Below are 13779 nucleotides of genomic sequence, written 5' to 3'. Positions count from 1 at the left end.
CCTAATAAATTTAATAAGGGCAAATGTTTTGGACTTAGTAGAAATTAAGCGAGGGCTTTCATCTGACAAACTTGATACTTATAGTCAAGTTTTAGACTGCAAATCAGACTCCGAACTCATTGCAGTCTACATGGCAATGCAATCAATTATGAGCAACTTCTTTCCCTTGGTGCAGTTGTTAGAGGTCACTCTTAGAAATTCAATACACCAGGTAGCTTCAGATCGATTTAAAGATGATGAATGGTTTAAAAGAATCCCCAGTACGGATGAATCAAAAAAACAGGTCGATTTTGCTTTGCAACAATGTTTAGAAGATATAGGCGTCAAGTATACCAGTAATGATCTCATTTCACGCTTACCATTTGGCTTCTGGGTTCATATGTTGCATAAAAGGTACAATAATCCTCGCGAAAATGAATGCAATTTATGGCAAACACAGCTCGATAAATGTTTTCCTAACGCAAGAGCCAAGGGGATCTCACTCAATACTATGTTTCAAAAGCTAGGATCACTCAACAAATTTAGAAACAGACTGTTTCATCATGAGCCTGCTTGGAAGGGTAAAAGCACCAAGAATAGGGCAGATGCAATAAATTATCTTCATGCTATGTACCAGGAACATTTAGAGGTTATTAATTTGATGTCAGCAAGTAAAAGAGAGCTAATCGAGATATTGGGTTTTGTAGAATCTTTCAATAATGAATGTGATATCAGAAGATTGGATAGGTTTACATTGTTATTGAATGACAATGTAAAAGCAAAACAGGAATAGCAACCAGACATATTTGACAGGTTTAAACTATAGAGTATAGTAGACGCATATGACAGGTAAAATTATTACAGAGTTCCAACGTATTGCTAATGCTAAAGGTTGGAAGTTTGAAGAAATTGCAAAGCGTTGGGGTAAATCGGAACGTCAATTATCTAGAATAGCTGCAGCTGGTGAGCGGCGAGATCTGGATGCTGTTAACGGTTTGCCTGATAAGAATGTTAAATAACGAAAGGTCAGTTTTGATATTGGAAACAGCATGGTAATCGAAAATCAGGAAGAAATTAGAGTGCTAGGTGAAGAACTTAATAAGCTTTACCAGATCGTTGAATTTCCTTGTTCTGATGAAGAAGACAAGGCACTAGAAAACGCATAGTAGAAATCTAAAGCTCTTGAACATGTGTCGTCAACGGAAATGAATTGCTCGAAAAACGGTCAAATTTGCTAGTGAAATAATTGCAAAATATAAATAATAAAAAGGATGTCTAATGAACAAAACCTTACTCAGTATTATGTTAATGGCAACGTCAGCGCCAACATTTGCAATCCAAAATGGCACCCCTGAATCGCCTGCGGATTTCCCCTCCTTAGTGACCATGAACTGCACTGGCACTATCATTGCGGGCAACTGGGTCATGACAGCGAAGCATTGCAATGAGCAATCTGTAACATTAGTGGGCGCCAAAAGTCAAAATGGCGCTTCCACCATCGCTGTCACGAAGCAAGAAAAGCATGGAGACGCCGATTTTGCACTGTGGCAATTGAATGACATTCCTCAGGTTGATAAGAGTTTATTTCTCTCAACTGAATTCGTCACTAATGATAAAGGGCAAGTTTTTAACATCTATGGCTTTGGCCAGACGGGAAACCAACTTAACAGCGCCAAATATCAAATCCACGGAAACTATAATTCCCCAGAAATTTTAGATCTAGACCCAACAGGTTTGAGTCAAGTGGTACATGGTGATTCTGGCTCTTCTATTATTGACTCAAAAGATAAAATTGTTGCAATAACAACAAGAGCAAATGTTGGAACCGATGGAAAAGTCGCTAGCGTTCGCATTACCTATGTCTCTGACTTCATTCTTTCTACGATTAATGCCTGGCATCACCAAACGATTGCAAGTGTTGCCGCAGGTCAATCAACCACGATTGAAGTGCAGTCGCTACATGCTAATCCGGTAACAGACACCGCATTTCGTACGGGTGATATTGAAATCGATGTAGCCAATAGCTCTTGTATGACTGGGCAAGTTCAACCTTTTGATATTTGTACTTACACGGTATCAAGCAAAAACGGCTATGAGGGTGTGCTAACGCTAGAAGATGGCCACACAGTAACCTTCAACAAAGGCAAGAGTGAGGTTATCACGCCTCCAACGCCTGAGCCGGCGCCAGACTCAAGCGGTGGCGGTGCATTAGGTTTCTTGGGATTACTTGGTCTAGGCTTAGTCACGCTGCGTCGCCAGTTCGCTAGATAGTAAAGCAGTTGCCTGAAAGACCCTTTGCGGAGTTAATAGCTCCGCTTTTTTATGCCTTTAACTTAGCCATAGAAAGATGAAAAACCTTCAATAGTATCAAATTAAAATCTATAAATACGTTTTTCAGAATTTATTTTCAATGGGATTCTAATCAGTACTTTTTAAATTTTTTTCTATACCGTCTTTCGTAATTTGCTTTTAAAAATAACGAGCGGTGAAGATGTTAGCAAAACTCAAAAAATGCGTGGTGTTATTCCTTAAAGTTCTAGGTATTGGCGTTATTTCGGCTGCTATTTGCATCGGAAGCCTATACACGCAGCTTCCTCATATTCACGATAAAATTAATGCCCTGACTGTAGAGCAAAGCAAAATGAGCGCCTTTACAGAGCAACTGACCGGCTTTGAGGCGCAACTAAAGTCAGTTTCCAATGCGGTAGTCGCCTTACAGCTATTGAATGATGAAGTTGAAAACAATAAACAGTCCACCGATGAGAAGCTGGCAGGTATCAATCAGTCTACTTCGCAATGGCAAAGCCACTATCAAGACCGCTTAGCAGCACTCACCAGTCAGCTCGAACAATTATCGACACAACTCAACCTAGTTAAGCGGTCGGCTGACAGCAAACCCAGTGTTCCACCCAAAAACACCGCACAACCTCAGCAAATTCCACCCAAAAAACCTCTGCAATCAGTTAGCGCACCATTCACGCTTCACGATATCCAACGTCGAGGGACGCTGTTGCTCGCTATCGTATCACCGCTTAATGCGAGCTCTCTCTCAGATGTTGCGTTGATTAAGCGCAACGACACCTATTCAGGTTGGCGCGTTACGTCCATCGAACCTGATTTCATTGATATTCAACAATTACATTCCGCACAAACACTCACGCTAAGGAGTAGCAAATGAACGTGAACGCTATCATCGGCTCCATTTTATTGTTACTGACACTGAGTTGCCCGCTCTATGCGGCCACGGTGAGTCAGGCACAAACCGAAACGCAAATTGTCAGTGACGAACGACATTCAGTTCAAAACAGAGAGCAGCAGGCCACCCGCTTTGGATTATCCCTTACACAATGGAATGAATATGAACGCGTCATGGCAAGCAGTCAGGGTTGGGAAATGAAAGATAGCCACCCACTTGCTGTACTGGGCCGCAGCGCGACAACAGAAGCTGAGCGAGAAAAATACGCGAGATTGTTAGTCAAGCATGAATATCAACTGGCCGAAGGGTTGCTTGCATTTGATAGAGCAAGAACTGCAGCTTGGAAAACAATGTACCCAAATCTTCCTCTTGTTAGGAATAACACCCCTGAGCGAGTCGCACTCTATGTCAACGCTCAGTGTGACACCTGCTCTCAATTACTACAGCAATGGCGGAGCAAAGGTAGCAAAGTCGATATTTATTTTGTCGGCAAAGGTGATGACACCGCATTGCGTGAATGGGCTATGCGTGCGGGTATCCGTAAGCTCGATGTAGATGAAAAGCAAATAACGCTCAACCATGATGATGGTTCATGGCTAACTGTCGCAAAAGCAAAGCCTATTCCGGTTTCTCTCGCCAAAAATAAGGAGGGAGCATGGTCTTTCGTCACCCCTTAATCCTTTGCATGTTATGGGCTAGCTTCCCTCTCGCATCATATGCCGCACCGGCTATCCCCGCGCTTTATATCCAAGTGGCGCATGAACACGGTATTCCTGCAAAAGTGCTGTACGGCGTAGCCTTAACCGAAAGTAGAAAAAAACTCACGAATGGGAATGTCAGACCTTGGCCATGGACATTGAACGTCCAAGGAAAAGCCTATTTTTATAACTCGAATGAACAGGCTTGCAGGGCATTAACGCGTTTTTTAACAACAACCTCCATTGTCGATATTGGCCTCACGCAGCAGAACTGGCGATACCAAGGGGAGCATTTTGTATCCCCCTGCAGTGTACTTGAGCCACGGACCAATCTTAATCACGCAGCGAAACTCTTAAAGCAAGGATACCAGGTACATGGTTCATGGCTTGATGCTGCCGGTTGGTTTCATCGTCCTGCAGGAGGGGCACTTGCAGAGAAATACAAATCCAGCTTTTTTACAAACTACCGGAGTGTTTCCTATGAATAAGCCTATTTTCAAAATGCTGCTTATCACCTCTATTTTCTTTTGTGAGCAAGCCATTGCAGCGAACCCATACGCTCAAATGCTCCCCGTTGAAACACCACAGTTAACACCTGGGAAAATTAACGTCACCACCACGACCCAGACAACATCAGCCACCCTCCCTCAGCCTCTGTTTATAGTCGGAGATGATCCTCTTTCTCATAAGTGGCTTACACATCACGAACAACGACTTAAATCGCTCAATGCCATTGGCATCATTGTAAATGTCAAAACGGAGCAAGGGCTTAATCGCTTTAAACAATACGACCTGACTATCTACCCCGTTCAAGGACACGATTTTGCGAAATTGTTTTTAATCAACCATTACCCCGCATTGATTAGCGACGGGAAAATATCTCAGTAGCGTTTAAACAATAAATGTCCATGAACGCTGGAATTTTTATAGCGTGAAGGGGCATTTGAGCAACCAACGAACGTTGGGCGGTAGTAAAAAGGAGAAACCATGTACTCACCAGAATGGCGCTCATTCAATGACAACTTCAAATCCCCGCGCCCAAAAAAAGAAACCATAAAAACCACCACTGAAAGCCAGCGGCGTTTGCGTATTCGCCGAGAAATCGAGTGGCGTCAAGAATGCAAAGTAATGGAGTTAGATATCCATGACCCGAAAAAATAAGTTACCAAGTAAGTCTATCAATGACTTACACAATTATCTGCTGTCACTTGATGTGACACGACAAGCGTTAGCGACCAGTACAGCTACTGAGACTGTGCTGACAATCTGCGGAATGTGGCGCATAAGCAAATACCATAATGACAAAAAACTGACTTTTGAGCGCCTGAAAGTTAATTTCATCGACTCAACACTGACTTCGAAATGGGTTAGAACAGATAAGCTTTTTTCACTGCCACTGCTGTGTTTTAAAGACCATTACTATATTTTTGAAAATGTTAATTGCTGGTGCCTAACAAATATAATGCGTGACTTACATGTCACCAATCCGGCTCGCCACATTAAAACGATAACCGATAAGCTTTACGCCTCGGTGCCACACTATCATAAATTCAATGCGTTGAAATTAGTGGTAAAAAAGTCATGGGAGTTTGTTGAATGTAGGCCAATGTACGGCATTTTTCGGCATATTTACCTTTACCAGAATAGAGAGTCATCAAACAGCATATGTTTAAAGGACATTGGTTTAAAAGAGGTGAATAATTTTACAGAGTTAAAATTGAACCCTGAGCATGCGCTCAATAATAAATCACTTTTACCCTTACTAAACTTCATCGATGATTCGCATTTTGCTCATCCCGAATTGTTTTCAAACAGCGTTTTCTTACCTTTGGTAAATCAAAACTGCAAATTTGAACTAACGAAAGCGGATGTCCGCATATTAAGAGCGCAGCCAATCACATTCACGGCCGCGTTCTGCGCAACCCTTAACAGCGTGATAAGTCATATCAATGACCCCTACTACAATGACCCAATCTACTACGATGAGCAAAATGACACACATAGAATAGACCCAGTGGTGAGTGAGCAACAGATACACAACCTACTGTGTAGTTCCAAATGGCTGATTAGAAATAAACACATCATGCAATATCCTATCTGGGTTCGCAGCCGTTTATTGAGGATATTACTCAACTTGCCTCTGCGACTGCATGAACAACCGGCTCAAGTCCTTTCGTTGTTTGCACAATGGGCTATCTATCACAAGCAGATGATAGGCAAAGTGAAGCCTATTAAGCACAAAGACCAATGGGATCGCGTACTTAATCAACTAGAGCATGTCATTGATTGGTTTTTATTTGATCAGCCGCTTCTACATAAAAATCAAACCTGGGTGTCATTTAATAACCTTGCCGATGGCTGGACAAAACAACAACAGGAGTTACAACACCAAGAGATAGCGCTGATAAAATGGGAAAAACAATTAGTAGAAGATAGGGTGTACAGCACCAATCTCGGTGACAGTCGCATTTCAGAAATCAGCAACGCCCAGGATTTACATCAAGAGGGATGCGATCTCGACCATTGTGTTTTCAGTTATCGATTCGATTGTTTTAACAATCAATATCGCGTTTTTTCACTACGTCACACTCTCAATAATGAGGTGCTCGAACGAGCAACCCTCGGTGTTCATGTCCATCCCCGTACTGGCGACTTAGTATTTGATCAATTACGCACATTTGCTAATGGTGTCGCGAGTAAAACACTACAGAAATACGCCAATTCGACTATCAAATTACTCAATCTTGGGGATATCCAACATGCCGCATAAGAAAACAGAATTATTGAACCTTATTCAACAACAAAACCATGGAGATACCAATATGCACAAATCTATATTAGCCGATAATGCGAGTTTAACTTTTGAACAATTTGCTTGCCAATTTGTAAATACCATTACTCGGGCACAAAATGCGCTCAATACCCATCAAGATATGCACTCGATTCTTAAGCATGTCGACGCCATCGACAAACTGTATATCGATTACTGTGAAGAAACACTTCTTGACCACGATAAAAATGCCATGGTCAAGGTGCGTGATCTTACATTTAATATCAACCCTGAAACCATTCCAAAGCATTTGCGAGGGCGATCTAACGTAGTGATCGCCCTAGAGGAGTACTTCAATGATCATCCCTGTAACGATGATATATTGCTGGGCCTTCGCAGTGCCATTCAATATGACTGTTCGCATCTAGATAAGATTGTGGCCTCCTTACTACCTCTAGTAAAAAAAATGAGTACAGGTAAAAGCGCTAATACTAACCCAGATGACGTTCCAGTTGCCTCTAACGTTGACGGGTTATACGTTAGTAATTAAGTATCTATCCTTGGGGTGGCTTGCTCACCCCTATATTACATTCCAACACGAGTGACGTGATGAAACACATGGAAGGGCTACTTCGCCCCGCTGAAGAACTGGCCAGCGCTACGATGTTCACATTGTGCGCGTTACTACTGTACTTGAGGCCCGATATTTTCCTCATACCTCAAACCCTGCGACTTTACGTGATACTCGCTTTATTGGTGCCCGCATTTATTCGTCTTTGGCAAGGGCTTGAAGTTTTAGCATATCGTCGTAACTTGATGCGGCTCCCGCCTTGGGTGGCTGCGAGTAAAGATATCCCCGTTTATGCTGACAAACTCTTTCTTGGTAAGGGCTTCTTGTTCTTACCCCGCCATGCGCAGCGACTGTATGATTCAAGGCAACAATGGGCAGAACAATACGTTAGCCTGTCTTCATTTTATAAAATGATCAGATTAATTGAGGCATATAATGAGAAAAATGCCCTTGGTCGCTGGTTAGCCGGCAAGATGCCGTTTAAACCTGATGATCCGATGGCGGTATTCAATACGGTGATGAAGCTGCTTAATCCTGCCCCACCTATGCCTCCCGTTGGAGGCGATCCTAAAATGCACGGTGTGGGTGTCAGTGAAGAAACAGATTGCCTATTACCTATGTCAGCTCGCGCTGGGCACACGCTTGTACTGGGGACCACTGGTGTTGGTAAAACAAGGCTTGCTGAGATTTTAGTCACTCAAGATATTCGCCGCGGGGATGTCGTGTTTATGTTTGATCCCAAAGGCGATGCTGACATGCTCAAGCGAATGTACGCCGAATGCGAACGCAGCGGACGATTAGACCAATTCTATGTTATTCACCTTGGTTATCCTGATAAGAGTGCGCGTTATAGTCCAGTGGCGCGATTTGGGCGGATCACAGAAGTGGCGACCCGAGTCTCTGGCCAGCTTGAAGGTGGCGGCAATAGTGCTGCGTTTAAACAGTTCGCATGGCGATTTGTCAATATCATTGCACGAGCTCAAAACGCGCTCAATACCCGTCCTGACATGCGCTCTATTCAGAAATATGTCACCGCCATTGACAGTCTATACATCGATTACTGTCAAAAAACGCTACCTGAACATGATAAGAATGCGATGGCCAAGGTGGTTGAAATTGAAAATAACATCAATCCTAAAAATATTCCCAGACACCTGCAGGGGCGACCTAACCGAGTGGTCGCGCTCGAGGAATACTTCAATGATCACCCCAGTACCGATGATGTATTGCTGGGCCTTCGCAGTGCAATCCAATATGACAAAACTTATTTCGACAAGATTGTGGCCTCCTTACTACCACTCCTAGAAAAGCTGGGCACCGGAAAAACCGCTGAAATCATCAGTCCTGATTACGTTCCGGCGGATGACAGGCCCGTGATTGATTGGCGTGAAGTGATCCAAAGTGGTGGCGTTGTGTATGTGGGACTTGATGCGCTTTCAGATACTACAGTTGCTGCGGCATTTGGTAATAGTATGTTTGCAGATCTCTGTAGTCTCGCCGGCGAAATCTATAAGTTTGGCAACTCACCGGGTATGGCTCTTCCAAATGCTAAACCTCGCAATATCATGATCCACGCTGACGAGTTTAACGAACTGATCGGGGATGAATTTATTCCTATATTAAACAAAGCGAGGGGAGCAAAATTTGTGGTTACGGCTTACACGCAAACAGAAGCAGATATTGAAGCCAGACTGGGCTCTGCGGCAAAGGCTAATCAAACAAAAGGTAACTTTAATAGTTTAATTTGTATGCGCGTAAGAGATCTCGCCACGGCAAAAATCATGACGGACCGAATGGCCAAGGTCAATGTGTTTGATGTTACCCCTGATTCCGGTGCAACTGACTCTCCAGGCTCTGAAAGTGGTTACAGCTCAACGAATAAAGACACTAAAACCGCCAAAGAGATTTTACTGGTCAACGATAATGACATTACCAATTTACCGATAGGACAAGCATTTGCAGAGCTTGAGGGTTCGCGGGTTTGGAAGCTCCGCTTTCCTTTACCAAGCAGCGTTGGCGACGAAATGATCCCCGATGATGTACAAGACATTATCGATTATATGGATAACACCACTAAAACGGTGATTGATCACGATAAATGGTTGCAGGAAAGCTCGGCATTTAATGAATGTATCAGTCATTCATTTGAAGATGAGGCTGAATATAATGCCGCCTAAACAAGAGCGAAAAAACACAAAGCAACAAAATGAAGATACCGTAACCCCTTGGTATTTATTACCCTTTCAATGCATTGAATACCTTTTCTATGCTTGGCTGTTACTCGTATTATTAGAGAGTCTAGGGGATTTATGGGGATGGACCGTCGGTGAACATGCAAAGACCGTTTTTTTTGCGCAATTGACGTTATTGCAAGATGACTTCCCCGAACTAACACAGCAAATCATAAACCAGGTACTTGCTATTTTTGATTACGCCCAAATTCTGACATCTATTGAGTTTATTGGCGTTTTTACTTCATTTAAGCCTTACTGGAATGGTGTGGTGTTTGCGACAATTGCTCTGCTAGCGAGAGTGATCATGTTAGGCAGTTTTTACCCTATATTTTTACTGGCTTTGTTTGTGGGGTTATTCGATGGACTGGTTGTAAGGCAGCGGCGTATAGCTCATTTAGACCGTGAGCATGTCACAATTCATTATCACAGCAAGCGGTTGTTACAAAAATTCATGCTGTACACAGGGTTAGCTTGGCTAGTATTACCAGGCTTATGGCCCATCCATCCTATTTGGCTTTTGTTACCCTGCGCTGTCATTGTTGGGATGATCACCCGTTTGATGGTATCGAGTTACAAGAAGTATCTTTGAAATCCCTTTGTCCCGAGCTTTTAGCATCGACTATCAAGGAAATTACCATGACTCAAGAAGTGATAAAACCCAGTGAACATGCTGATCCGATTAATTATGAAGTTGCATATTATGAAATGCGCAACGTAGCAGCGTTTATCATTAATGTCATTGCAGGGGAGATTGACGATGGTTTGATCATCATTGATGATGAACATTCAATGCCTGCGCATAAAAGAGCAAAGATACTGCAAGTTCTACGCGTTTCGCACTCACTAGCGAATAAATCTATTCCAAGAAATTTTAAAGCCCATGACTTAACGTTAAATATTCTATTAAGATGCATGAAAACAGTCTCCTGTGAAGATGTCGCAAATGTTAAGCACTTCGGTGACTACCACAATTCAAGATTTGATGAAATTAAGGATTACAGATAAAAGAACTTAACAAAATCTACAACGACTATTGACTATCTTGTTATTCAGGAAAAGCGGATAAATCAAAAGTAAAACACCATTTCCCAAAAAGGGAAAATAAAAGTTGACTATTGTTTGCCCATTTCCCATAATGGGAAATATAGACAAGGGGATTACATGAGAGTTGTTTCGAGAGCCGCCTTGCGGGAGTACTGGGAGCAGCCCATTTACCGAGATAGTGAGCAACCGCTCAAATCATGGTACGAGGAAGCTAAAAACGCCAACTGGCTAAATCCGCAAGAGATTAAGGATCTTTTTCGCAATGCGAGTTTTGTTGGTAATAACAGGGTGGTATTCAACATACACGGTAACAAGTATCGACTGATTGTCGCCGTGAATTACAAATTCGCAATGGTCTATGTTCGCTTTGTCGGCACTCACGCAGAGTATGACAAAGTTGATGCAACCACAATTTAGGAGGTTTGCAATGCAAATTAAGCCGATCAGAACCGTGGCTGACAATGAGGCCGCATTAAAGCGCATCGAGCAGCTTTTTGACGCTGAACCCAACACGCCAGAGGGTGACGAGCTGGATGTATTGATCACGCTAGTAAGCGCGTTCGAGGATGCTCACTTTCCGATTGAAGCGCCAGATCCAATCGCGGCGATTCAATTCCGAATGGAGCAGCAAGGGCTTGAGGATGCCGATATGGTGCCGTTTTTTGGGCAACGTAGCCGAGTGTCTGAGGTATTAAACCGCCAACGTAGGCTTAGTCTTAACATGATCCGCAAACTTAATAAGGGGCTTAAAATCCCGCTTCCTTGCTTGGTCAAAGATTATCAATTAGCCAAATAACGGAAATTAGGTAACGGCTACAAACACAAAATATAGGAGACGTAATGATTGAAATTGAGGCCATTGGAGATCAAAACCTTCCAATACAAATTACGTTAAATTCGGGAGTTTTGAAGTTCACTCGCAAAGCTGCAATTGAACTACAGCAGAAGCTCAATTTAGCAATTGACGAAATGTACGAGAATGAGCGTCTTTGTGGATACACCAAAAGATTAGCAGATGATGCTAAACATGTAATAACTTCTTGTGACTTGCCTACATTCGAACACTTTATTTGTTACCTTAGAATGTGTGGATTCGGCTTATTCAGTTTTTCTCATTCACAAGAAACATTGGATAGCGAGCAAGGCATGGCATATTTGGCAGAGATTATTAGCCACATGATGCGCACCGATCATGAAACCGCGATAACCCTCTCGTGCATGATGAAATCACGGACAGCGGCCTTAAATGAAAAGTCACTGAACGATATAAAGCGGGAAATAACCCCTTTCTGTGCTAGTGATGTGATTAATTATCTCAACACGAAAACGCAAAAGTGAAAAAATATACATAATCAACGGAATTTATGACCGAGTTTTTAGCAATAGATTTGAGAGGTTATTATGCAGGATAGATATAAAAGCGCGATCAAGTACACGACTGATGACGGTCAATTAACCATTGAAGATAGTCGCGCTGACGATGGCCTGTTTCGCTTGTTTGCCGCAAATGAACGGATAATCATTTGCTTTGAAGTTCAAGACATTACTGTTATTGATGACTCGCGAAATGACTCTGACCTTATTCAATTAATGATTAAAAACAAGCCTCCGATTTACTTAAAAAGCGCTCAAGAAGCTACCGAAATTGCGACCTTTTTAGGCGTAGGCAAATTTTGTTATGAAGAGAGAGGTAACAACCTAATACCTGTCAGTCAATGTTTTCCACAATAGTCCGTTTTATCCAAGATATCCTTGGTTTCCCCGCAAGTCTGAAAGACTTTCTGGCTGTTAATCCTAAGCTAGGTTATTCCTTAGATACACCTCGCACAGTCTGTTCTGACAGTGTAACTTGCTGGCACGAATGGAAACCAGCAGGTTGGGATAGTCAAGTAGGTGAATTACGTGGTTGGCGTAAAACGCAAGACTCGTATCAAGGCTTTTCTATTTGCGTGCCTGCATTGGTCAATCTCACTAAACACCAACAGTCCGAAATGTGGAAGTGTGATATTCGGCAAGTAGAGGCTATTTGCAATTCGAAAAGCCCACTTAATGTATTCAAGGAGCTAGATTCCTTTGCTTTTGCTAGATGTAAGGGATATCTCGATGATGTTAGCTTAGAACAGATTTACCATAATTTAGCCCATAACGAGGTGCGCATTATGCAACATGGGCGCGGAGATTTTTTCAAATATCATTATTGGGACAACCGAGTATGCTTAATTAACTGTGGAGGCAGTCACCATTTTGCAACGGCTCGTTATCTAGCCGGTATATTAGGTCAACCCGTGCAGCTATGTGGTAGTCTTCATGCTTACAGCCTTAACCCCACTGCGGTCAAAGAGCTAACAGAACAGTTCAAGTTATTTTCTGTCGACAACACATTACTCTGGGATGAACTATTTGAGATATTTAACCGTATACAAGTTACTTGGTTCGTAGGTGAGTTACCCCATCCTCATAATGAAAACTGCGTGTTGATGTTCCCACGTAATAATCGACATTCTATGAGAATAGCAAATATTTTGAGCGACGCAGGCATACCAAACCTAGGGAAATACTTAATGAATCTATTAATTCAACAAAAGCCCCCGCGGAGATAAAGTCATAAAAAACCTTTTATAATATCAAATTAAAATTTAAAAATACGTTTTTCAGAATCTTTTTTCAATGGGATTCTAATCAGTACTTTTCAAAATCTTTTCTGTACCGTTTCCTCACCTATTTTACGTGAGGAAATATCATGCGTTGCCACCCTCTCATTGTTGCCAGTTTTCTGGGCGTCTTATTCATGCCCCAGGTTCATGCTGCATCCGTTATGGATGAGAAAAAAGAACTGGCCGCCATTAGTGATCAGCTCTCCAAACTCGAATTTTTAATCCAACGCGCAGAGGAACGTGCGGACTACCGTTCACCGCGGCAACTTAATTACCGAGCCCTTCGCAGTGATCTACGCGATATTCAATCGGGTATCGATGCGTACCTTTACCCTTCCCGCCCCATTCCATTACCTATTACGCCCTTATCAGGGGATTACACGGTGAAAATGGATGAATGAGGTCTTATCCGCATTTGAACATGGCGCTGGCTTTAGTGCTGATTATTTAGCGCTGCTGATTGCTGTCGTCGGCATGATCATCATTACCGCATGGGCCATCTGGGTAGGCTGGAGTGTGTATCGCGGCTTTAAGTCTGGCAAAACTGATAGAAAGAAATTTATTCATGCCATGCAGCGCACCATGCTGATTTGGTTAGTGCTCAATTTTATTTTATTCACTGGAGTTATTTAA

General features: G+C 42.5%; 20 protein-coding genes. All 20 read left to right on the top strand.

Features of this window, described 5'->3' with window-relative positions:
* Nucleotides 1–28: 28 nt before the first annotated feature.
* The 20 genes from HQQ92_RS23310 (at nt 29) to HQQ92_RS23215 (ending at nt 13779) form a co-directional block, all read left to right on the top strand.
* Nucleotides 29–772 (top strand): Abi family protein, encoded by a 744-nt coding sequence (locus HQQ92_RS23310; protein WP_173248973.1) that lies wholly within the window; start codon nt 29–31, stop codon nt 770–772.
* A 49-nt stretch (nt 773–821) separates the two neighbouring features.
* Nucleotides 822–998, top strand: coding sequence for a hypothetical protein (locus HQQ92_RS23305; protein ID WP_173248971.1), 177 nt, complete (start codon nt 822–824; stop codon nt 996–998).
* Nucleotides 999–1257: 259 nt separating this feature from the next.
* Nucleotides 1258–2250 carry a trypsin-like serine protease gene (locus tag HQQ92_RS23300; protein ID WP_173248969.1) on the top strand — a complete coding sequence of 331 codons (993 nt, stop codon included), beginning with the start codon at nt 1258–1260 and terminating at the stop codon, nt 2248–2250.
* Between the two features lie 220 nt (nt 2251–2470).
* Nucleotides 2471–3157: a hypothetical protein gene (locus HQQ92_RS23295; protein ID WP_173248967.1), complete on the top strand. Its 687-nt coding sequence runs from the start codon at nt 2471–2473 to the stop codon at nt 3155–3157.
* Entirely contained in the window at nt 3154–3852 is a 699-nt protein-coding gene (locus HQQ92_RS23290) for a TIGR03759 family integrating conjugative element protein (RefSeq protein WP_173248965.1), read from the top strand. The genes HQQ92_RS23295 and HQQ92_RS23290 overlap by 4 nt, the downstream gene beginning before the upstream one ends.
* Entirely contained in the window at nt 3831–4361 is a 531-nt protein-coding gene (locus tag HQQ92_RS23285) for a hypothetical protein (protein WP_014620958.1), read from the top strand. Before HQQ92_RS23290 ends, HQQ92_RS23285 begins: the two co-directional genes overlap by 22 nt.
* On the top strand, nt 4354–4761 hold the full coding sequence (locus HQQ92_RS23280) for an integrating conjugative element protein (protein ID WP_173248964.1): 408 nt from the start codon (nt 4354–4356) through the stop codon (nt 4759–4761). The genes HQQ92_RS23285 and HQQ92_RS23280 overlap by 8 nt, the downstream gene beginning before the upstream one ends.
* A gap of 99 nt (nt 4762–4860) precedes the next feature.
* Entirely contained in the window at nt 4861–5034 is a 174-nt protein-coding gene (locus HQQ92_RS23275; RefSeq protein ID WP_014620960.1) for a hypothetical protein, read from the top strand.
* Nucleotides 5018–6643, top strand: a complete 1626-nt coding sequence (locus tag HQQ92_RS23270) for a PcfJ domain-containing protein (protein WP_173248962.1) — start codon at nt 5018–5020, stop codon at nt 6641–6643. Before HQQ92_RS23275 ends, HQQ92_RS23270 begins: the two co-directional genes overlap by 17 nt.
* Before the next feature lie 52 nt (nt 6644–6695).
* A complete protein-coding gene (locus HQQ92_RS23265) occupies nt 6696–7193 on the top strand; it encodes a hypothetical protein (RefSeq protein ID WP_173248960.1) in 498 nt (165 codons plus the stop codon).
* A gap of 59 nt (nt 7194–7252) precedes the next feature.
* Nucleotides 7253–9391: a type IV conjugative transfer system coupling protein TraD gene (traD, locus tag HQQ92_RS23260; protein ID WP_173248958.1), complete on the top strand. Its 2139-nt coding sequence runs from the start codon at nt 7253–7255 to the stop codon at nt 9389–9391.
* Nucleotides 9381–10037 carry a DUF4400 domain-containing protein gene (locus HQQ92_RS23255; RefSeq protein ID WP_014620963.1) on the top strand — a complete coding sequence of 219 codons (657 nt, stop codon included), beginning with the start codon at nt 9381–9383 and terminating at the stop codon, nt 10035–10037. Before traD ends, HQQ92_RS23255 begins: the two co-directional genes overlap by 11 nt.
* Nucleotides 10038–10084: 47 nt before the next feature.
* Nucleotides 10085–10453, top strand: coding sequence for a hypothetical protein (locus HQQ92_RS23250; protein ID WP_173248956.1), 369 nt, complete (start codon nt 10085–10087; stop codon nt 10451–10453).
* Between the two features lie 156 nt (nt 10454–10609).
* On the top strand, nt 10610–10909 hold the full coding sequence (locus HQQ92_RS23245; protein ID WP_173248954.1) for a type II toxin-antitoxin system HigB family toxin: 300 nt from the start codon (nt 10610–10612) through the stop codon (nt 10907–10909).
* Nucleotides 10910–10919: 10 nt separating this feature from the next.
* Entirely contained in the window at nt 10920–11288 is a 369-nt protein-coding gene (locus HQQ92_RS23240; RefSeq protein ID WP_173248952.1) for a type II toxin-antitoxin system HigA family antitoxin, read from the top strand.
* A gap of 44 nt (nt 11289–11332) precedes the next feature.
* Nucleotides 11333–11830, top strand: a complete 498-nt coding sequence (locus HQQ92_RS23235; RefSeq protein WP_173248950.1) for a hypothetical protein — start codon at nt 11333–11335, stop codon at nt 11828–11830.
* Nucleotides 11831–11893: 63 nt separating this feature from the next.
* Complete coding sequence (locus HQQ92_RS23230) at nt 11894–12223, top strand: hypothetical protein (RefSeq protein ID WP_173248948.1); 330 nt, start codon at nt 11894–11896, stop codon at nt 12221–12223.
* Complete coding sequence (locus HQQ92_RS23225; protein ID WP_173248946.1) at nt 12208–13092, top strand: DUF6685 family protein; 885 nt, start codon at nt 12208–12210, stop codon at nt 13090–13092. Before HQQ92_RS23230 ends, HQQ92_RS23225 begins: the two co-directional genes overlap by 16 nt.
* 188 nt (nt 13093–13280) lie before the next feature.
* Nucleotides 13281–13547, top strand: a complete 267-nt coding sequence (locus HQQ92_RS23220; protein ID WP_254306376.1) for an RAQPRD family integrative conjugative element protein — start codon at nt 13281–13283, stop codon at nt 13545–13547.
* Nucleotides 13540–13779, top strand: a complete 240-nt coding sequence (locus tag HQQ92_RS23215; RefSeq protein WP_014620974.1) for a TIGR03758 family integrating conjugative element protein — start codon at nt 13540–13542, stop codon at nt 13777–13779. Before HQQ92_RS23220 ends, HQQ92_RS23215 begins: the two co-directional genes overlap by 8 nt.

Source organism: Shewanella sp. DC2-4 (genome assembly GCF_013248875.1).
Lineage (GTDB): Bacteria > Pseudomonadota > Gammaproteobacteria > Enterobacterales > Shewanellaceae > Shewanella > Shewanella oncorhynchi.
This window is presented reverse-complemented; position numbering and strand designations above follow the sequence as displayed.